A 20,106-nucleotide genomic window follows, 5' to 3' on the forward strand; every position below is an offset into this window, starting at 1 on the left:
GCATGCGTTTTCAACCGGTATATATCGTCGACGGCACGCGCAGCCCCTTCCTGAAGGCGCGCAACGGCCCGGGACCGTTCTCGGCCGCGGACCTGGCCGTGCAGGCCGGCCGCGCGCTGCTGCTGCGCCAGCCCTTCGCCCCCACCGACCTGGACGAAGTCATCGTCGGCTGCGCGGCGCCCTCCCCCGACGAAGTCAATATCGGCCGCGTCATCGCCTTGCGGCTGGGCTGCGGCAACCGCGTGCCCGGCTGGACGGTGATGCGCAACTGCGCCTCCGGCATGCAGGCCCTCGACTCGGCCATCGCCAATCTGCAGCTGGGCCGCAGCGGCCTGGTGCTGGCCGGCGGCACCGACGCGCTGTCGCGCGCGCCGCTGCTGTTCTCCGACGACATGGTGAAGTGGCTGGCGCGCTGGTATGGCGCGCGCGGCCTGGGCGCCCGGCTGCGCGCGCTGGGCGCGCTGCGCCTGCGCTACCTGGCGCCGGTCGTCGGCCTGCTCAAGGGCCTGACCGATCCGGTCGTGGGCCTGTCGATGGGACAGACGGCCGAGAACCTGGCCACCCGCTTCGGCATCGACCGCGCCGCCATGGACGCCTACGCGGCGCGCAGCCATCTGCGCGTGCTGGCCGCGCGCGAAGCCGGCCGGCTGGGCGAGATCGTGCCGCTGGCCGATACGCGCGGCGTCGTCTACCCCGACGACGACGGCGTGCGCGACGACTCCACCCCGCAACGCCTGGCGCGCCTGCGCCCGGTGTTCGACAAGCCGTGGGGCAACATCACGGCCGGCAACAGCTCGCAGGTCACCGACGGCGCGGCCATGCTGCTGCTGGCCTCGGAAGCCGCGGTACGCAAATGGGGGCTGCGCCCGCTGGGACGCATCCTCGACAGCCAGTGGGCCGGCCTGGATCCGGCCCAGATGGGCCTGGGACCGGTGCACGCGGCCACGCCCATCATGCAGCGGCACGGACTGGGCCTGCACGACCTGGATCTGTGGGAAATCAACGAAGCCTTCGCCGCGCAGGTGCTGGCCTGCCTGGCGGCCTGGGACGACGAAGCCTATTGCCGCGACCACTTCGGCACCGGCGCCTGGGGCCGCCTGGACCAGGACCGCCTGAACGTGGATGGCGGCGCCATCGCGCTGGGCCATCCGGTGGGCGCCTCGGGCGCGCGCATCGTGCTGCACCTGCTGCAGGCCCTGAAGGCGCGCGGCATGCGGCACGGCATGGCCGCCATCTGCATCGGCGGCGGCCAGGGCGGAGCCATGCTGGTCGAAAACCTCGAGGAGCGCGCATGAACACGCCCGACCTGGCCTATACCCATTGGCGCCTGCACCGTGAAGCCGACGGCCTGGCGTGGCTGGCGCTGGCGCGCGCCGACGCCGCCGCGAACTCGCTGTCGGCCGAAGTCATGGCCGAATTCGCCGCGGTGCTCGACGCCCTGCAGGCCCAGCCGCCCAAGGGACTGGTCATTCTCTCGGGCAAGGAGAACGGCTTCATCGTCGGCGCCGACATCAACGAATTCGGCGCGCTGCAGACGCCGCAGCAGGCGCGCGAGCTGGTCGCGCGCGGCTGGCAATTGTTCAACCGGCTGGCGGCCACGCCGTACCCCACGCTGGCGCTGATACGCGGCCACTGCCTGGGCGGCGGCCTGGAACTGGCGCTGGCCTGCCGCTACCGCATCGCCGCCGACGACGCCGACACGGCGCTGGGGCTGCCGGAAGCCATGCTGGGCATCTTCCCCGGCTGGGGCGGCATGCGGCGCCTGCCGGCGCTGATCGGCGCGCCGGCCGCGCTGGACATGATGCTGACCGGACGCCGGGTCGACGCGCGCCGCGCCGCGGCGCTGGGCCTGGTCGACGCGCGCGTGCCGCCGCGCCTGCTGCAGGCCGCGGCGCGCGCCACCGTGCTGTCGGGCCGTGCGCCGCGCCGCGCGCGCGGTCTGCCCGCCTGGCTGAACCGCTGGCCGCTCAAGGCGCTGGCGGCGCGCCGCGCGCGCCAGGGCGTGGCCGCCAAGGACCCGCAGGGCCACTACCCCGCCCCGCGCGCCATCATCGACATCTGGGCGCGCCACGGCGGCAACGCCTTGCATGCGCCCGACCTGATCGACGCCATCCTGGCCTCGGATACGGCGCGCCAGCTGCTGCGCGTGTTCCGCCTGCAGGAGCGGCTCAAGGGCTACGGCAAGGCCGCCGCCGACGCGCCCGTGCGGCGCGTGCACGTGGTGGGCGCCGGCGTCATGGGCGGCGATATCGCCGCCTGGTGCGCCTACCGCGGGCTGACCGTCACGCTGCAGGACCAGGACATGGCGCGCATCGCGCCGGCGCTGGCGCGCGCCGGCGCCTTCTTCGCCCGCAAGCTGAAGGACCGGCGCGCCGCGCGCGCCGCCTTCGACCGCCTGGTTCCCGACCCGCAGGGCGATGGCGTGGCGCAGGCCGACCTGGTCATCGAGGCCATCAGCGAGAACGCGCAGGCCAAGCAGGCCCTCTACCGCCAGCTCGAACCGCGCCTGAAGCCCGATGCCCTGCTGGCCACCAATACCTCCAGCCTGTCGCTGGCCGGCCTGGCCCAGGCCCTCGAGCAGCCGCGGCGGCTGGTCGGCATCCATTTCTTCAACCCGGTGGCGCGCATGCCGCTGGTCGAAGTCGTGCTCGCCGCCGATGGCGATCCGCGCGCGCTGGCGCGGGCCTGCGCCTTCGTCGGCCGCATCGGCAAGCTGCCGCTGCCCGTGCGCGACGCGCCGGGCTTCCTGGTCAATGCCGTGCTGGCGCCCTACATGCTGGAAGCGATGCGCTGCGTCGACGAAGGCATGGCGCCGGCGGCCATCGACGCGGCCATGGCCGCCTTCGGCATGCCGATGGGGCCGCTGGAGCTGGCCGACACCGTCGGTCTGGACATCGCGGCGGCCGCCGGCGCCCAGCTCACCGGCGAGCAGGCGCCGCCGCGCTGCCTGGCCGAACGCCTGGCGCGCAAGGAACTGGGCCGCAAGAGCGGCCGCGGCTTTTATGCCTGGCGCGACGGCAAGGCGGTCAAGCCGGCCGCGCGCGGCGTGCCGCCGGGGCTGGTCAACCGCCTGCTCCAGCCCCTGATCGACAGCGCCCGCGAGCGCGTGGCCGCCGGCGTGGTGGCCGACGCGGACCTGGCCGACGCGGGCGCGATTTTCGGCACGGGCTTTGCCCCCTACACGGGCGGCCCGCTGCAATACGCAAGTCAACGAGAAGCCGTCCAGCGGCCATAGCACGGCGAACCAAGAGCGGAAAGCCGTCCCCAAGCAAGGCAGTCACGTCACAACGCGAGGAGACAGAACCCATGAATGGACGATCGGTGACCTTGAAAACACTGGCTGCGGCGCTGGCCGGCCTGGCGGCCGGCTCAGCGCACTCGGCCGGTTTCCAATTGCTCGAACAGAACGCCAGCGGGCTGGGCAACGCCTACGCCGGTTCGGCGGCGAACCCGGAAAACGCCAGCATCATCTACTTCAACCCGGCCGGCATGACCTATCTGCCCGGCGTGAACGTGTCGGGCGGCGTCAACGCCATCTGGCCTTCGTTCAAGTTCTCGGACAACGGCGACAGCCGCGACCCCACGCTGCTGGGCGGCGGCAGGCCCACCGGCGGCAACGGCGGCGACGCCGGCAACCTGGGCGTCGTGCCCAACGCCTACGTCTCCTGGCAGGTGGCCGACCAGTGGTGGCTGGGCCTGGGCATGGGCGCGCCGTTCGGCCTGATGACCAAGTACGACAGCGGCTGGGCGGGCCAGTACCACTCCAACAAGTTCGACATCAAGACCATCAACATCAACCCCTCCATCGCGTACAAGGTCAACGACCGCTTCTCGATGGGCTTCGGCATCAACTGGCAGCGCATCGACGCCACCTACAAGAAGAAAACCGTGGTGCAGCCCGTGCCCGGGCTGCCCATGTTCACCAACGGCGACGCCACGCTGGACATGGACGGCGACGCCTGGGGCTGGAACGTGGGCTTCATGCTGCAGCCCACCGACGCCACCCGCGTCGGCCTGTCCTACCGCTCGCGCATCAAGCACACCGCCACCGGCAACACGGACGTCGACAACATCGCCCTGCCGGGCGGGCGCAGCGCCTCGGCCTCGTACGACGCCAAGGCGTCGGTGGACCTGCCGGACTCGCTCATCCTGAGCGTGTCGCACCAGCTCAACGACCGCTGGGAGCTGCTGGGCGACATTTCCTGGACCGGCTGGAGCAGCATCCCCGAGCTGAAGATCAAGAACAAGAACGGCCCGACCGACGAGCTGCCGCTCAAGTTCCGCGACAGCTGGCGCGTGGCGCTGGGCGCCAACTACCAGTTCGCGGCACAATGGAAGTGGAAGTTCGGCGTCGCCTTCGACCAGTCGCCGGTGCACGACGAGGCCGATCGCCCGACCTCGCTGCCCGACACCGACCGCTGGTGGTTCTCGACCGGCGTGCAATACGCGCCGACCGACAACGTGACGGTCGATCTGGGCTATACCTATCTGTACCTGCGCGACACCGACATCGACACCACCTCGGGCAACCCGCTGACCAAGGGCCGTGTCGCCGGCACGTACAACAGCAAGGGCAATATCGTGGGCCTGCAGGTTTCGGCCCGCTTCTAGCAACGGCCCGGCCCGCAAGACCACACCCCGGGGGCTCGGGCTCCCGGGGCCGCAACGACTGGAGGTTTCCTTGAGCAAGTTCGTCGTCAAACAAGCCGCCGTCCTGGGCGCCGGCGTCATGGGCGCGCAGATCGCGGCCCATCTTGCCAATGCCGGCGTGCCGGTCATGCTGTATGACCTGACCGCGCCTCAGGGCGAGCGCAACGCCGTGGTCCACAAGGCGCTGGCCGGCCTGCGCAAGCTGGAACCGGCCCCGCTGGCGCGCCCGGACCGCCTGGCGCTGATCACGCCCGCCAACTACGACGATGACCTCGGGCGGCTGGGCGGCTGCGACCTGGTCATCGAGGCCATCGCCGAGCGGCTGGACTGGAAAACCGACCTCTACCACCGCATCGCCGCGCACGTGGCGCCGCACGCCGTCATCGCCTCCAACACCTCGGGCCTGTCGATCGAAACCCTGGCCGGCGCCCTGCCCGAGGCGCTGCGGCCGCGCTTTTGCGGCATCCACTTCTTCAATCCGCCGCGCTACATGCGGCTGGTTGAAATCATCGCCACGCGCCATACGCGGCCCGAAGTCGTCGACCAGCTCGAAAGCTGGCTGACCTCGCGCCTGGGCAAGGGCGTCATCCGCGCCCTGGATACGCCCAACTTCGTGGCCAACCGCATCGGCGTGTTCTCCATTCTCGCGGCCATGCACCACACCCAGCGCCTGGGCCTGGGCTTCGACGAGGTCGACGCGCTGACCGGGCCGAAGATCGGCCGCCCCAAGAGCGCCACCTACCGCACCGCCGACGTGGTGGGCCTCGATACGCTGGCGCACGTGGTCGCCACCATGCGCGACAACCTGCCCGACGATCCCTGGCATGCGTATTTCCAGCTGCCGTCCTGGCTGCAGGGCCTGATCGACCAGGGCGCGCTGGGCCAGAAAAGCGGCGCGGGCGTCTACCGCAAGGCCGGCAAGGAGATCCAGGTGCTGGACCCGGCCAGCGGCCAGTACCGGCCCTCGGCCGGCGCGCTGGCCGACGAGACGGCCGCCATCCTCAAGGAGCGCGATCCGGCCGCGCGCCTGGCGCAACTGCGCGCCAGCGCGCATCCGCAGGCGCAGTTCCTGTGGAGCCTGTTGCGCGACATTTTCCATTACAGCGCCTGCCAGCTTGCCGGCGTGGCCGACAACGCGCGCGACCTGGACCTGGCGATGCGCTGGGGGTTCGGCTGGGCCCAGGGGCCCTTCGAGACCTGGCAGGCGGCCGGCTGGCAGGACACCGCGCGCGCCATCGCCGAGGACATCGCCGCGGGCCGCGCCATGAGCGCCGCGCCCCTGCCCGGCTGGGCCCTGGACAGCGGCCGCACGGGCGTGCACACGCCGCAGGGTTCCTACTCGGCGCGCGACGGCCAGCTGCGCGCGCGCTCGGCGCTGCCGGTGTACCGGCGCCAGCTGTTCGCCGAGCAACTGGTCGGCGAGCCGCCCGCGCCGCGCGGCGAAACCGTCTGGGAAGCGCCGGGCGTGCGCCTGTGGCGCCTGCCCGAACAGGACGGCGGCGTCGCCATCCTGTCGGTCACCTCGAAGATGCACACCATCGGCGAGGAAGTGCTCGACGGCATCCAGCAGGCCGTGGCCCGCGCCGAGCGCGAATTCGACGCCCTGGTGATGTGGCACGACGCGCCGTTTGCCGTCGGCGCCAACCTGGAGCAGGTCTACCAGGCCTGCGCCGCGGGCGAGTTCGAGCGCCTGGAGGCCACGGTCGAACAGTTCCAGCGCACCTCGCTGGCGCTGGCCCGCGCGCAGATCCCCACGGTGGTCGCGGTGCAGGGCATGGCGCTGGGCGGCGGCTGCGAGTTCATCATGCATGCCAGCCACCGGGTGCTGGCGCTGGAAAGCTACATCGGCCTGGTCGAGGCCGGCGTGGGCCTGATCCCCGCCGGCGGCGGCAGCAAGGCCCTGGCGGTGCGCGCCGCGCGGCTGGCCGCGGCCACCGCCACGCCGGCCGAGGTATTTCCCTATCTGCAGCCCGTATTCCAGAACATCGCCACCGCCCAGGTCGCCAAGAGCGCCCTGCAGGCCATGGACATGGGTTACGCGCACGACGGCGACAGCGTGGTGTTCCATCCGGACGAGCTGCTGTGGGTGGCGCTGCGCCAGGCGCGCGCCGCGGCCGACAGCGGCCATGCGCCGGCGCCCGTGCCGCGCGACATCCCGGTGGCCGGCCGCACCGGCATCGCCAACTTCGAGATGGTGCTGGTCAACATGCGCGAAGGCGGCATGATCAGCGCCCATGACTACCGCGTGGCGCGCAGCGCCGCCGTGGCCCTGTGCGGCGGCGAGGTCGAGCCCGGCACCCGCGTCGACGAGGAGTGGCTGCTGGCCGTGGAACGGCGCGAATTCATGGCGCTGCTGCGCACGCCCGAAACGCAGGCGCGCATCCGCCACACCCTGGACACCGGCAAACCGCTGCGCAACTGAGGATTCATCATGAGCAAACAGATTCAGGACGCCTACATCGTCGCCGCGACCCGCCTGCCGGTGGGCAAGCGCAATGGCGCCTACGCCACCACGCGCCCCGACGACATGCTGGCCGCGGTGCTGCAGGCCGCGCTGGCGCAGGTGCCCGCGCTGTCGCCCGAGCGCATCGACGACGTGATCACCGGCTGCGCCATGCCGGAGGCCGAACAGGGCATGAACGTCTCGCGCATCGGCCTGCTGCTTGCCGGGTTGCCGCAAAGCGTGGCCGGCGTCACCGTCAACCGCTTCTGCGCCTCGGGCCTGCAGGCGGTGGCCGATGCCGCCAACCGCATCCGCCTGGGCATGGCCGACGTGATGATAGGCGCCGGCACCGAATCGATGAGCGCCATGCCGCAGATCATGGGCAACAAGGTGGCGATGAACCCCGCCATCTTCGCCCGCGAGGAAAACCTCGGCATGGCATTCGGCATGGGGCTGACCGGCGAGAAAGTCGCCGAGCAATGGGAAGTCTCGCGCGAGGACCAGGACGCCTTCTCGCTGGCCTCGCACCAGAAGGCCTGCGCCGCCATCGCCGCCGGCCACTTCAAGGCCGAGATCACGCCCTACCAGGTGCGCACGCACCTGGCCGGCGCACGCGACGGCGCGGTACGCGTGGCCGAGCGCTGGGTCGAGCAGGACGAAGGCCCACGCCCCGACAGCACCGCCGAGGCGCTGGCCAGGCTGCGGCCGGTATTCGCCGCGCGCGGCAGCGTCACCGCCGGCAACAGCTCGCAGATGTCCGATGGCGCGGCCGCCGTCGTGCTGGTCTCCGAGCGCGTCCTGCGCGAGTACGGCCTGCAGCCGCTGGCGCGCTTCGTCGATTTCGCGGTGGCCGGCGTGCCGCCGGAGATCATGGGCATCGGCCCCAGGATGGCCATCCCCAAGGTGCTGGCGCGCAGCGGCATCGCCCAGCAGGACCTGGACTGGATCGAGCTGAACGAAGCCTTCGCCGCGCAGTCGCTGGCGGTGATGCGCGACCTCGAGCTCGACCCGGCCAAGGTCAACCCGCTGGGCGGAGCGATCGCGCTGGGCCACCCGCTGGGCGCCACCGGCGCCATCCGCACCGCCACCATCGTGCACGGCCTGCGCCGCACCGGCGGCAAGTACGGCATGGTCACCATGTGCATCGGCACCGGCATGGGCGCGGCCGGCATCTTCGAGGCGCTGTGAAGCTGCAGTGGATCGAACGCGTGCCGCCGCGCTGGCGGGCGCGCCTGTTGCGAGTGGGGTTCAACCTGCATCCGGCCTTCCGCGCCACGGGCGGGCGGGTGGTGGAGATCGCGGCCGACTTCCTGCACATCCGCATCAGGCTGCCGCTGGGCCGGCGCACGCGCAACATCGTCGGTTCGATGTATGGCGGATCGCTGTTCTCGGTGACCGACGGCGCGCACCCCACCATGCTGATGATGGCGCTGGGGCCCGGCGCCATCGTCTGGGACAAGGCCGCCGCCATCCGCTACCGCAAGCCGGCCTACGTCACGCTGTATGCGGATTTCCGCATCAGCCGCGATGACATCGCCGCGATCCGCGCCGAGCTGGCGCGCGACCACGAAACCACGCGCACCTACAGCGTGGCGCTGACCGACCGCCATGGGGAGGTCTACGCGGTGGTGGAGCGCACGGTCTACATCGCCGACAAGACCTTCTACAAGCACAAGACGCAGGCCGGCGCGCCGGCGCGCGCGCCCATCGAACCGACCCCGCCCGACACCTAGGACCGCCCATGGAAAAAATCTGGCTGGCCAGCTACCCGGCCGGCGTGGCGCCCGAAATCGACAGCAGCGTGCACGCCTCGCTGGCCGAGGTGATCGAAGACAGCTGCCGGGCCTTCGCCGGCAAGACCGCCTATATCAGCCTGGGCCGCACGCTGAGCTACGCCGAACTGGACCGCCGCTCGCGCGCCTTCGCCGCCTGGCTGCAGGCGCGCGGGCTGGGCAGGGGCGAGCGGGTCGCGCTGATGATGCCCAACCTGCTGCAGTACCCCATCTGCCTGTTCGGCGCCTGGCGCGCCGGCTGCACCGTGGTCAGCTGCAACCCGCTGTACACGCCGCGCGAACTGGCGCACCAGCTGGCCGATTCCGGCGCGCGCGCCATCGTGGTGGCCGAGAACTTCGCCGCCACGCTGCAACAGGCGCTGCCGCAGACCGCGCTGGAGCATGTGGTCGTCACCTCCATCGGCGAACAGCTCGGCGGGCTGCGCGGGCCCGCGGTCGATTTCGTGGTGCGCCGGATCAAGCGCATGGTGCCGGCCTGGTCGCTGCCGGGCGCGCGGCGCCTGCGCGAGGCGCTGGCCGAAGGCGAACGCCTGCCCCACACGGCCCCGGCGCTGGGCCACGCCGATATCGCCTGCCTGCAATACACCGGCGGCACCACCGGGGTGGCCAAGGGCGCCATGCTCACCCACGGCAACCTGATCGCCAACCTGTGCCAGGCGCACGCCTGGGTCAAGCCGCTGGTCAAGGAGGGCCAGGAGTGCGTGGTGACGGCCCTGCCGCTCTACCACATCTTCGCCCTGACGGCCAACTGCCTGACCTTCCTGAAGATCGGCGCGAGCAACCTGCTGATCGTCAATCCGCGCGATATCCCGGCCTTCGTGCGCGAGCTGCGCAAGACGCCATTTAGCTGCATCACCGGCGTCAACACCCTGTTCAACGCCCTGCTCAACCACCCCGGCTTCGCCCGGCTCGACTTCTCGCGCCTGCGGCTGACCCTGGGCGGCGGCATGGCGGTGCAGCGCTCGGTGGCCGAACGCTGGCGCGCCGTCACCGGCAAGCCGCTGGCGCAGGCCTATGGCCTGACCGAGACCTCGCCGGCGGTCACCATCAACCCGCTCGACGCCCCGGTTTTCACCGGCTCCATCGGGCTGCCGGTGCCCTCGACCGAGTTGTCGATCCGCGACGAACAGGGCAAGGAGCTGCCCCTGGGCGACACGGGCGAGATCTGCGTGCGCGGTCCGCAGGTCACGCCAGGCTATTGGAAGCGGCCCGATGAAACCGCGCTCAGCTTCCATGCCGACGGCTTCCTGCGCACCGGCGACATGGGCTACGTCGACCCGCGGGGTTATGTCTTCCTGGTCGACCGCAAGAAGGACATGATCCTGGTCTCGGGCTTCAACGTCTACCCCAACGAAATCGAGGACGTGGTGGCGCTGCACCCGGGGGTGCGCGAGGTGGCCGCCGTGGGCGTGCCCGACGCGCGCTCGGGCGAGGCGGTCAAGCTGTTCGTGATCCGCAAGGATCCGGGCCTGGACGCCGCCGCGCTGATCGCCTACTGCCGCGCCAACCTGACCGGCTACAAGGTGCCGCGCTCGGTGGAATTCCGCACCGAGCTGCCGCGCACCAACGTGGGCAAGATCCTGCGCCGCCAGTTGCGCGACGAAGCCGGGCGGCCCGCCTAGCGGGGTGGCCCGGCGACGGGCCGTGTTTCATCGCCGAAACAGTTTGTGGAAAACACTTAATGTGAATCATTCTGATTGGCGATAGAATTTGTAGCCTTAGACATACAAAAGAAAGAGGAAACCCCTTGCACACTCACACGCCACCGCGGCGCCGCCCGGCCGCGCCGCGCCTGCTGCACCTGTCGCTGGCCGCCTCGCTGGCGGCCGGCGCCGCCCAGGCTCAGACCGCCACCGAAGCCACCACCATGCCCGCCGTGCAGGTCACCGGCAGGGGCGAAACCGCCACCGGCCCGGTCGACGGCTATGCCGCCACGCGCAGCGCCACTGCCACCAAGACCGATACCCCGCTCTCGGAAACCCCGCAGGCCGTCACGGTGATCCCGCGCGAGCAGATCATCGACCAGGGCGCGCAGAATGTGCAGGACACCATGAACTACGCCGCGGGAGTACGCCCCAATGCCTATGGCGTGGACAATCGCGGCGACTACGTGCGGGTGCGCGGGGTGGAGCCGGTCCAGTATCTCGACGGCCTGAAGCAGTTCTTCAACTACAACAACCCGCGCACCGAGGTCTATGGGCTCGAGCGCGTCGAAGTGCTGCGCGGCCCGGCCTCGATGCTGTACGGCCAGGGCAGCACGGGCGGCGTGGTCAACCTCGTCAGCAAGCGTCCGCAGCCCGAGGCCATGCGCGAGATCGGCGTCACCGTGGGCAACCACAACCGCAAGGAGATCCAGGCCGATCTCACCGGCCCGCTGACCGAGGACGGTACCTGGCTGTACCGGGTGGTGGCCCTCGGACGCGACAGCGATACGCAGGTCCAGTACACCAAGGACGACCGCATGATGCTCGCGCCGTCGCTGACTTGGCAGCCCAGCGCCGCCACCTCGCTGACGCTGCAGGCCTACTGGCAGAAGGACAAGTCGGGCACGACCCAGGCCTTCCTGCCCTGGAGCGGCACGGTCAGCGGCAATCCCAATGGCCGCATCCCCACCCGCCGCTTCACCAGCGAGCCCGGCTTCGACCGCTACGACACCGAGCAATTCAGCGTGGGCTGGCAGTTCGAGCACAAATTCAACGACAACTGGAAAGTGCGCCAGAACCTGCGCCACACCTCCAGCAAGGTCGACTACAGCACGCTATATCCGGCGGTCTACGGCAACCCCGACAATCCCTTCATCGACGCCGATCAGCGCGTGGTCAACCGCTACCTGTACATCAAGAACCCGCGCATGCGCTCCTTGCTGGCGGACCAGAACCTCGAGGGCAAGGTGAACTGGGGCCGCGCCGAGCATACCCTGCTGATGGGCGTGGACTACAGCCGCTATCGCGAGACCGGCGAGACCGGCAGCGGGTTCGGCGCGCCGCTGGACCTGTACCAGCCGGTCTACGGCACCCTGCCCGACTACGCCATGTCGGACGTGCCCAAGAACAAGCAGCAGCAGATCGGCGTGTACCTGCAGGACCAGATCAAGTTCGACCGCAACTGGATCGTCGTGGCGGGCCTGCGCCACGACCGCGTCGCCAACAGCGTCGAGGGCGCCGACAAGGAAACCGACAACGCCACCACCAAGCGGCTGGGGCTGATGTACGCCGCCGACAACGGCTGGTCGCCCTACATCAGCTACAGCGAGTCGTTCACCCCCATCGCCGGCACCGACAACAGCGGCAACCGCTGGGTGCCGATGCGCGGCAAGCAATGGGAAGCGGGCCTGAAGTACATGCCGCAGGACACCGGCTACGAAGCCACCCTGGCGGCCTATGACCTGCGCGAGCGCAACCGGCAGACCAACGACCCGTCCGACCCCACCAACCAGGTGCAGACCGGCAAGACCAGGACGCGCGGCGTCGAACTGGAATTTCGCGGCCGCGTCACGCCGCAGATGGATGTCATCGCCAACTACAACTACACCGACATCGACCCGCAGCTCGAAGGCTTGCCCAAGCACACTTTCTCGCTGTGGAGCAAATACCGGTTCAGCGTGGGCGAGGTGCACGGCTTTGCCGCCGGCGCCGGCGTGCGCTACCTGAACGCGTTTCGCGACGGGTCCGCGCCCGAGACCGGTTCGGTGGCCCTGTTCGACGCCATGCTGAGCTACGACACCGGTTCGTGGCGCTATGCGCTGAACGTGGCCAACATCGCCGACAAGACCTACGAGGTGGTGTGCCTGCGGCGCGGCGACTGCTTCTACGGCCAGCGCCGCACGGTCACCCTGAGCGCCATGTACCGCTTCTAGCGATACGTCGTCAGCGCATCTCGAACAGCTCCTGGTGGAAGCACGCCGGGGGCAGGCCGCGGGCGGCCAGGCCTTCGCGCAGGGCCTGGCCGAAGCCGGCCGGGCCGCAGAACCACACCTCCGATTGCGCGGCCCGCGGCAGCATGTCGACCAGGCGATCGGCGGTCAGCTTGCCGTCGCGCTGGGTCACCAGCACATGCAGGCCGACCCGGGCGCGCCCGGCCAGGGCACGCAGCTCGCCGATGAAATCCGGGTCCGGCGCATTGGTGGAATACACCAGGTCGACCTCGTGCGCCGGCGCGCCATCGGCGCTGGTCGCGGCCATGTCCTGCAGCCGCGCCAGGAAGGGCGTGATACCGATGCCGCCCGCCACCAGGATCTGCGGCCTGCCATTCGGACGAAAATCGAAGCGCCCATAGGGCCCCTCCACCGTCACGCCGTCACCCACCCGCAAGCGCGCCGGCAGGCTGCGGGTGTAGTCGCCCAGACCCTTGATGCTGAAGCGCAGCAAGCCGTCGTCGCGCCAGGCCGACGAAATGGTGAACGGGTGCGCGCCCTCGGCGCGGTCGAAAGTCACGAACGCGAACTGGCCCGCCTTGTGGCCGGGCCAACGCGTCTCCAGTTGCACGTCGACCTGCATCACCGCGTTGTCGGCGAATCGCTCCAGCCGCGCAATGCGGCCGGCTGCCTGGCGCGGGCGGCCGATCAGGCCCAGCAGCGACAGCAGCGCGCCCACGCCGCCGGCGGCCATGACCACGGCCATCACCGGTCCGATGGGCCCGCGCCAGTAGGCCGGCGCCATCAGCACCACGGCGTGGAATACGAACACCAGGTAAAGGGCCGGCATCAGCCGGTGCGTGCGAAAGAAGTGCCGGTACGGGAAACGCCTGTACAGGGCCAGCACGGCCAGCAGCAGCAAGGCGTACAGCCCCCACTCGCCCAGGCTCTTGGCCACGCCGTGCCAGGCCTGGAACGGATCGTACAGGGCGGCCTGCCCGGCCGGCGCGGGCACGCGCGGCGGCCGCACGGTCCAGCCCTGCGCGGCCATCCAGGGCGGCACGATCTTCAGCAGCCAGTGCGTCAGCGCCAAGGCCACGCCGCCCAGCCCCAGCCACTTGTGTAGCCGGTAGAACTTGTCCAATCCCCCCAGGGCGCCCTCGAAGCGGGCCGGCCGCGCCGCCAGGATCACGCCCAGCGACATCATGCCCAGGGCCAGGATGCCGGTGTAGTAGATCAGGGGCTTGCGCATGGCCCAGAAGCCCTCGCCCCATGCGGTGGGCGGGTTCTGGCTCAGCCACAGGACGGACAGGGCCGCCAGCAGCAGAATGAATATTGTTCTCAGGCGTCGCATCGCATCTCCGGAACGAGCGCGACGGCGTTTGCGGAACATCCCATTCGCGCCAGGCCCATTATGCATCGCGCGATCCCGCGCGGCCTTGATCTGGCGCAACGCGGCGGCGCCCGCGCTCAGCCGGCCAGCGCCGCGCGCACCCGCTCGGGCGTAAACGGCGGCTCGCGAAAGCGCCGGCCGGTGGCGTCGAACAGGGCGTTGGCCAACGCGGCGGCGCCCGGCACCGAGGCCGACTCTCCCGCGCCCATGGGCGGCTGGTCCTGGCGCGGCATCAGCACCACCTCGATCGGCGGCACCTCGGCAAAACCGAGAATGGGATAGGCGCCCCACTCCATGCTGCTGACGCCCGCCTGGTTGAACGACACCTGCTCCTTCAGGGCGCGGCTGAGCGACTGGATCACGTTGCCGTGCAACTGGTGGCGCACGCCATCGGGGTTGACGACCATGCCGGTATCCTGGCCCACCACCACCCGCTCGACCACGATGGCGCCGCTGCGCGCATCGACGGCCACGTCCACCACCCAGGCCGCCCAGGCCGCGCCGAAACCCGGAAACTTGCTGTGCACGTAGCGCGCGTAGGCCAGGCCGCGGCCGCGCAGCAGGTGCCGCGCGTCCGCCTTGCCGCGGCTGCCGCGCTGCCCGTCCCGCCAGCCGGCGCGGCTTGCCACTTCGCGCAGCAGGTCGATGGCGCGCGAATCGTCCAGGTGGCGCAGGCGAAACGCCAGCGGATCGGCCTGGGCGCGCTCGGCCAGCTCGTCGATGAAGCAATCGTGCGCGAACGAGTTGGGCAGGGCCGATACGCCGCGCAGCCAGGCCGCCCGCATGATGGCGGCGGTATCGTGGCACACCACGCGCAGCTTGTCGTAGCGATACGGCGGCACGGCCGTACGGTCGCCCATCTGCAGCGTGCGCGGCTCGGCGGCCAGCGCCCCGGTCAGCAGCAGGGCCAGCAGGGGCGCGTCGTTGGACGGATAGCGGGTGGCGAAATCGCAAGCCAGCAGGCCGCCTTGCGCGTCGACCGCGCCACGGACTTCCATCAGTTGCGCCGCGCCCTTGGGTTCCCAGGCGTGCTCCTGCTCGCGGCTGAGCTGCACCCGCACCGGCCGTCCCACCGCGCGCGACAGCAGCGCGGCGTCGGCGCAGACGTCGTCGGCGCAATTGCGGCCGTAGCAGCCCGCCGCCTCCATGCGGACGATCTCGATGCGCGACTCGCCCAGGCCGAGCAGGCGGTCCAGGTCGATGCGCAGCATGTGGGGGTTCTGCGTACCCGACCAGACCGTCAGGCCATCAGGACGATAATCGGCCAGCCCGCAGGACGGGCCGATCGAGCCATGCATCTGGTACGGCCATACGTAGGTGCGGTGCAGCGCATCCTGGCGAGCCAGCGCCGCGTCCACGTCGCCTTGCGCCACCAGTTCGCGCGGCGTGGCCGGCTGGTCGCGCAGCGCGCGCGCCAGGTCGCCCAGGTCGGGCGCGGGCGGCGGCGCGGCCCAATGCACTTTCAACTGGCGCGCCGCCTTGATGGCCTGTTCCTCGCGCTCGGCCACCACGCCGACGAAATCGCCCAGCACCACCACCTCGACGATGCCGGGCAGGTGCGCGATCGAGGCGCGGTCCACCGCGCGCAGGCTGTGCCCCACGAAGCCGCCGACGTCGCGCCCCGGATAGGGCGGACGCACCACCCGGCCGTGCAGCATGCCCGGCAGCCGCATGTCATGCACATAGGTGAGCTGGCCGGTGGCCTTGGCCGGAATGTCCACGCGCGGCACCGCCCGGCCCACGACACGGTATTGCGCGCCGGGCTTGAGCGCCACCTCGTCGGCCAGGGCCAGCGTGGCGCCGCCGCCGGCCAGCAGTGTCCAGTAATCGGTGGCGCGGCCATCGCCGGCGCGCACCACGCCATCGTCCACGCGCAGCATGTCGGCCTGCGCCCGCAAGGCGCCGGCGGCGCGCGCCAGCAACCAGGCGCGCGCCTGCGCGGCCGCCTTGCGCAGCGGCACGGCGGTGATCTGGATCGTGGCGCTGGCGATCGTCGGCCCCTGGTTCGGCGCGGCCTCGGTATGCCCCAGCACCATCTCCACCCGCTCGAACGCCACATCGAGTTCGTCGGCCACGATCTGCGCCAGCGCCGTGCGCACGCCCGTGCCCAGATCCACGTGCCCGTTGAACGCCTGCACCCGGCCGTCGGCCCGCACCGCGATGAACACGTCCGGCGTGGCCGGCACATAATCGGACGCCGCGCCCGGCTGCCCCGGCGCCGGCCGCGCCCCGGCCGTCGGCGCGCGCGTGACCAGCAGGGCGTCCGCGGCGCGCAGCAAGGCCTCTCGTTGCGATCTGGGTGTCTGCATGAACTTCCTCCGGGCGGCCCCAGGACTCGGCAGGAGCCTGTCCCCACTGCGGAACATAATTCGGCAGGAGCCTGTCCCCCTGCGGGGACAGGCTCCTGAGGGGTTACGTTGTCTTTGCCAGCGCCTCGTCGTGCGTCATCACGGCGGCATACTTCTGCCGCATGTCGAACAGGTTGGCCTCGTGCGGGCCCAGCGCGCGGTCGCCCACGCAGTCGGACAGCACCAGCGGGCGGAACCCCGCCGACATCGCGTCGACCACGCTGGCGCGCACGCACCCGCTGGTGGTCGCCCCGGCCACCAGCAGCGTGCGCACCCCGCGCTGCGCCAGCCACGCCGCCAGCATCGTCCCGAAAAACGCCGACGGCGTGCTCTTGCGCACCACGTACTCGCCGGCCGCAGGCGCCAGCTGCGGCACGATCGCGCTGGCCGGCGCATGCTCCTTGAGCGTGAGCATCCCCGGCACCTTCAGGCTGAAGATATTGCCGTCGGCGTCGTCGTCGGCGTACACGATGCGGCTGTGCGCCACCGCCCAGCCCCGCTCGCGCGCGGCCCCCAGCACCGTGCGCGTGGTCTCGATCGCCGCCGCGATGTTGCCGCCGCCAAACTGCGCCGGATCCGCGAACCCGTTGACGAAGTCCACGATCAGCAGCCCGTACGGCGCCTGCGGCTCCAACCGCGCCCCGAACCCCTGGCGTTCATAGCTGGCCAGATCATTGCTCATTGTCCTTGCCCCTTCCTCAGTCCAGTACCTTGCCCTCGCGCACCACCTCGCGCCCGTCCAGGCGCACCGTGCAGCGGCGCAGCGGAATGTCGATGTGGCAGGCCGTCGTGCGGCTGCCCCCCGCCTCGTTGTTGGGCCCCAGCGAGAACAGGAAATTGCCCTCGTAGGCCCGCGCATCCATGCCGATGGTCGCCTCCCGGTCGTACAGCCCCAGCGTGGTCCAGCTCGCCCGCGGCTGCAGGCCCCAGCCGATGTGCGAGATCGCGTACGCCTGCGGATCCTTGAACGTGGCCACGTACTCGCGCAACAGCTCCGCGTCCAGCCCCCCTTCGATGCGCGTCGCGTAGCCGTTCTCCACCGTCAGCACGATCGGCTCGCTCGCGTACGACTTCTGCGGCAGCACAATGTCGCCGCGGTCGATCACGATCGTGCCGTTGGCCGACCCCTCGTCGGGCCAGGTCAGCGCGAACCCGCTGGGCCAGTGGTCCCAGCGCCCCGGCTCGTCCACATAGCCGTATTCGCTGATCGCCGGAAACTCCCCCAGCATGCAGCGCAGCCGCGTGCCCGCCTCCGACTCCACCGTCATCTCGCGCGCGCCCGCAATCCGCGCCGCCGCCGCCTTGACCCGCTGCCGGTCGCCCTCGGTGGGCACCAGCCGCGCCAGCACCTCCGGCGGCTCCACCGCCAGCAATATCTTGGTGCCCCCCTGCAGGATCTCGTGCTGCTCGGGCGAGAACAGCAGCGTCATCAGGTCCAACACCAGGTCGCTGGCCTTGAGCATCGCGATCGCCGCCTTGTTGCCCGTCAGCGGCGTGGTCCCCAGGTACGCCAGCGCGTCCCGGCTGAGCGCCTTCTCCCCATTGACCGGCGGCAGGTCCAGCCGATTGACCACCGCCCCCATCGACTGCGCCGCCACCAGCGCCGTGCCCAGCGTCTGCGGGTGCGTGGCCGCGCTGGTGAGCACCGTCACCGTCTGCCCCGCCTGCAGCCTGGACAGGCTCAGCACCTGGGTCCAGGCGCGGATCATCTCGTAATCGCTTACCGGCATCGCCACTCTCCTTGTCTCATCGCGGCCTCAGCCCGCCCGCAGGCGCGCCCCCAGGAACTCCCCGAACGCCGCGTAAAAGCCTTCCTCGTTGTCCCACGGAATCATGTGCCCCGCATCCGCCACCCGCACGTGCGCCGTGCCCGGCGCCAGCGCCTCGATCTCGGCCACGTCCGCATCGCGCACCACCTCGCCGCGCGCCGCCGTCACCAGCAGCCGCGCCGCCCGCACCCGCGGCAGGTCCGCGTGCACGTCGTCCTGGTGAAACCCCTCGAAGCTGGCGAGCACCGCCCGCTCATCGCACGTGTGCAGCCACTCGGCGCGCAGCCGCAGCTGCTCGTCCGTCCAGCTCGGGCAATACGCCTTCATCTGCTCGCCCGTCATCCCCTGGCGCGCCTGCGCCATCGAGTCCACGTACCACGGCAGCTGCGCCGGATACGCCCGCCGCCCCGGGCCCGACACCGGCGGGTCCACCATCGCCAGCCGCGCCAGCCCCGCCTCGCCCGTGCGCGCCGCCCGGATCCCGATGCGCGCGCCCATCGAATGCCCCACCACGCTGTAGCGCGACAGCCCCAGCGCGCGCGCAAACGCCAGCAGGTCCTCGGCCTGCGCGTCCAGCCCATAGTCCAGCTGCGGCCCCGACTGCGACAGCCCCCGGCCGCGCACATCCAGGATGTAGGTGTCGAACTGCTCGCCAAAGCGCTCGCCCACGAAACCCCAGGTCACCGCCGGGCTGGTGATCCCCGGCACGATGATCACCGGATCGCGCCCGGCCCGCTCGCCCCCGTAGCGCAGGTAGTGCTGCCGGATCCCGTTGGCCTGCACGTTGCCGCCATACTGAAAATTGCTCATCGCTCGCTCCCCTCCTCTCTCAATACGCGCCCGACAGCAGCGCGCCCGCCCCGGGCACCACCGGCTCCAGCCCCAGCGCCTTGAGCATCGCGTACGTCGTGGCCACCGCCGCCGTCACCACCGGCTTGCCCGTCTGCGCCTCCACCTTGGCAATCGCCGCCAGCGACGGCATCTGCACGCACGCCGACAGCACGATCACGTCCGCCTCGCGGTAGTCCAGCCCCGCCACGATCTCCGGCAGCCGCGCCGGATCATGGCGTCCCACATCCAGGTTGTCCGGTATCTCCAGCGCCCGGTAATCCACCACCTCGTAGCCCTCGTGGCCGATGTAGTCCACCACCAGCTCGGTCAGCGGCTTCATGTACGGCGCCACCACCGCGATCTTCTTGGCCCCCATCACCTTCAGCCCATCGACCAGCGCCCCCGCGCTGGTAATCACCGGCGCCTCGCCCCCGTTGGCCGCCGTGTGCGCCGTCAGCCGCGCCTGCGACTGACGGTGATACCCCCGGCCCATCGCCATGATCGCCACCAAGCACGCATAACCCAGCACGTCCACCCGCGCATCGCTCAGCTCCACCGCGCAGCGATCCGACTCCGCGTCCATCGCCGCCAGCTCCTCCTTGACCACCTTCTTCATCCTCATCCGGCTCGAATGAAAAGTGAAGCGCTCCCCGCGAATCTGCTGGCGCGCCAGCAGCATCGCGGGTATCTCCGTCTCCATCGTCGTATTCGAACTCGGCACGATCTGGCCAATGCGGTAGGTCTTCTGCACGCCCTGCTCCCGGTAACCGGGCGCCGAAAGACGCCCTTAATAAGATGTATACGCTTTATTTTCACAGCTATGCCAGGCCGTGGCAATAGCTCGCTCCCTGCCGGCTCGAGCCGTTGAAGTCAGGGAAAACCCCTATGAAAACATCGTATAGACAACAACTTGCTACAAACAGCCGCCATACTGGACGCGCTTGAAGAAAGCCGCGGACGATTCCTTGTTTACTTGCCAATTTTGAGTGTGTACACTTTATTTTCATGAGCACCGCAGGTCCGCTC

The 20,106-nt window shown here is 70.5% G+C and carries 14 protein-coding genes; 8 read left to right on the plus strand and 6 right to left on the minus strand.

Annotated elements, in window-relative coordinates:
- Positions 1–2: 2 nt before the first annotated feature.
- The 8 genes from CAL11_RS15450 (at position 3) to CAL11_RS15485 (ending at position 12,742) form a co-directional block, all read left to right on the plus strand.
- On the plus strand, positions 3–1,295 hold the full coding sequence (locus CAL11_RS15450) for an acetyl-CoA C-acetyltransferase (RefSeq protein WP_086093404.1): 1,293 nt from the start codon (positions 3–5) through the stop codon (positions 1,293–1,295).
- Positions 1,292–3,235 (plus strand): 3-hydroxyacyl-CoA dehydrogenase NAD-binding domain-containing protein, encoded by a 1,944-nt coding sequence (locus CAL11_RS15455; protein ID WP_086093405.1) that lies wholly within the window; start codon positions 1,292–1,294, stop codon positions 3,233–3,235. The genes CAL11_RS15450 and CAL11_RS15455 overlap by 4 nt, the downstream gene beginning before the upstream one ends.
- A 71-nt stretch (positions 3,236–3,306) precedes the next feature.
- Positions 3,307–4,611 carry an OmpP1/FadL family transporter gene (locus CAL11_RS15460; protein WP_086093406.1) on the plus strand — a complete coding sequence of 435 codons (1,305 nt, stop codon included), beginning with the start codon at positions 3,307–3,309 and terminating at the stop codon, positions 4,609–4,611.
- Positions 4,612–4,681: 70 nt separating this feature from the next.
- Positions 4,682–7,072, plus strand: coding sequence for a 3-hydroxyacyl-CoA dehydrogenase/enoyl-CoA hydratase family protein (locus CAL11_RS15465; protein WP_086093407.1), 2,391 nt, complete (start codon positions 4,682–4,684; stop codon positions 7,070–7,072).
- A gap of 9 nt (positions 7,073–7,081) precedes the next feature.
- Positions 7,082–8,281, plus strand: coding sequence for an acetyl-CoA C-acyltransferase (locus tag CAL11_RS15470; RefSeq protein WP_086093408.1), 1,200 nt, complete (start codon positions 7,082–7,084; stop codon positions 8,279–8,281).
- Positions 8,278–8,826, plus strand: coding sequence for a PaaI family thioesterase (locus tag CAL11_RS15475; RefSeq protein WP_086093409.1), 549 nt, complete (start codon positions 8,278–8,280; stop codon positions 8,824–8,826). Before CAL11_RS15470 ends, CAL11_RS15475 begins: the two co-directional genes overlap by 4 nt.
- Before the next feature lie 8 nt (positions 8,827–8,834).
- Positions 8,835–10,508 carry an AMP-binding protein gene (locus CAL11_RS15480; RefSeq protein WP_086093410.1) on the plus strand — a complete coding sequence of 558 codons (1,674 nt, stop codon included), beginning with the start codon at positions 8,835–8,837 and terminating at the stop codon, positions 10,506–10,508.
- A gap of 125 nt (positions 10,509–10,633) precedes the next feature.
- On the plus strand, positions 10,634–12,742 hold the full coding sequence (locus CAL11_RS15485) for a TonB-dependent siderophore receptor (protein ID WP_086093411.1): 2,109 nt from the start codon (positions 10,634–10,636) through the stop codon (positions 12,740–12,742).
- 10 nt (positions 12,743–12,752) lie between these two features.
- Here the strand turns inward: CAL11_RS15485 and CAL11_RS15490 are convergent, their stop codons facing one another.
- The 6 genes from CAL11_RS15490 to CAL11_RS15515 all read right to left on the minus strand — a co-directional run bounded on the left by CAL11_RS15490 (position 12,753) and on the right by CAL11_RS15515 (position 19,831).
- Positions 12,753–14,159 (minus strand): ferredoxin reductase family protein, encoded by a 1,407-nt coding sequence (locus CAL11_RS15490; RefSeq protein ID WP_208617557.1) that lies wholly within the window; start codon positions 14,157–14,159, stop codon positions 12,753–12,755.
- A gap of 50 nt (positions 14,160–14,209) precedes the next feature.
- Positions 14,210–16,441: a xanthine dehydrogenase family protein molybdopterin-binding subunit gene (locus CAL11_RS15495; RefSeq protein ID WP_167382518.1), complete on the minus strand. Its 2,232-nt coding sequence runs from the start codon at positions 16,439–16,441 to the stop codon at positions 14,210–14,212.
- Between the two features lie 103 nt (positions 16,442–16,544).
- Complete coding sequence (locus CAL11_RS15500) at positions 16,545–17,162, minus strand: isochorismatase family protein (protein ID WP_086093413.1); 618 nt, start codon at positions 17,160–17,162, stop codon at positions 16,545–16,547.
- Between the two features lie 16 nt (positions 17,163–17,178).
- Entirely contained in the window at positions 17,179–18,210 is a 1,032-nt protein-coding gene (locus CAL11_RS15505) for a 2,5-dihydroxypyridine 5,6-dioxygenase (protein WP_033464892.1), read from the minus strand.
- 27 nt (positions 18,211–18,237) lie between these two features.
- Positions 18,238–19,059 carry an alpha/beta fold hydrolase gene (locus CAL11_RS15510; RefSeq protein ID WP_086093414.1) on the minus strand — a complete coding sequence of 274 codons (822 nt, stop codon included), beginning with the start codon at positions 19,057–19,059 and terminating at the stop codon, positions 18,238–18,240.
- Between the two features lie 19 nt (positions 19,060–19,078).
- Positions 19,079–19,831, minus strand: a complete 753-nt coding sequence (locus CAL11_RS15515) for a maleate cis-trans isomerase family protein (protein ID WP_068924594.1) — start codon at positions 19,829–19,831, stop codon at positions 19,079–19,081.
- Positions 19,832–20,106: the final 275 nt, after the last annotated feature.

This window comes from Bordetella genomosp. 6, assembly GCF_002119705.1.
GTDB lineage: Bacteria > Pseudomonadota > Gammaproteobacteria > Burkholderiales > Burkholderiaceae_B > Bordetella > Bordetella bronchiseptica_F.

Bases quoted from the DNA above. Each gene is read 5' to 3' on its own strand.
- CAL11_RS15450 (WP_086093404.1), top strand. From the start codon at position 3: ATGCGTTTTCAACCGGTATATATCGTCGACGGCACGCGCAGCCCCTTC.
- CAL11_RS15455 (WP_086093405.1), top strand. From the start codon at position 1,292: ATGAACACGCCCGACCTGGCCTATACCCATTGGCGCCTGCACCGTGAA.
- CAL11_RS15460 (WP_086093406.1), top strand. From the start codon at position 3,307: ATGAATGGACGATCGGTGACCTTGAAAACACTGGCTGCGGCGCTGGCC.
- CAL11_RS15470 (WP_086093408.1), top strand. From the start codon at position 7,082: ATGAGCAAACAGATTCAGGACGCCTACATCGTCGCCGCGACCCGCCTG.
- CAL11_RS15480 (WP_086093410.1), top strand. From the start codon at position 8,835: ATGGAAAAAATCTGGCTGGCCAGCTACCCGGCCGGCGTGGCGCCCGAA.
- CAL11_RS15490 (WP_208617557.1), bottom strand. From the start codon at position 14,159: ATGCATAATGGGCCTGGCGCGAATGGGATGTTCCGCAAACGCCGTCGC.
- CAL11_RS15495 (WP_167382518.1), bottom strand. From the start codon at position 16,441: ATGCAGACACCCAGATCGCAACGAGAGGCCTTGCTGCGCGCCGCGGAC.
- CAL11_RS15500 (WP_086093413.1), bottom strand. From the start codon at position 17,162: ATGAGCAATGATCTGGCCAGCTATGAACGCCAGGGGTTCGGGGCGCGG.
- CAL11_RS15505 (WP_033464892.1), bottom strand. From the start codon at position 18,210: ATGCCGGTAAGCGATTACGAGATGATCCGCGCCTGGACCCAGGTGCTG.
- CAL11_RS15510 (WP_086093414.1), bottom strand. From the start codon at position 19,059: ATGAGCAATTTTCAGTATGGCGGCAACGTGCAGGCCAACGGGATCCGG.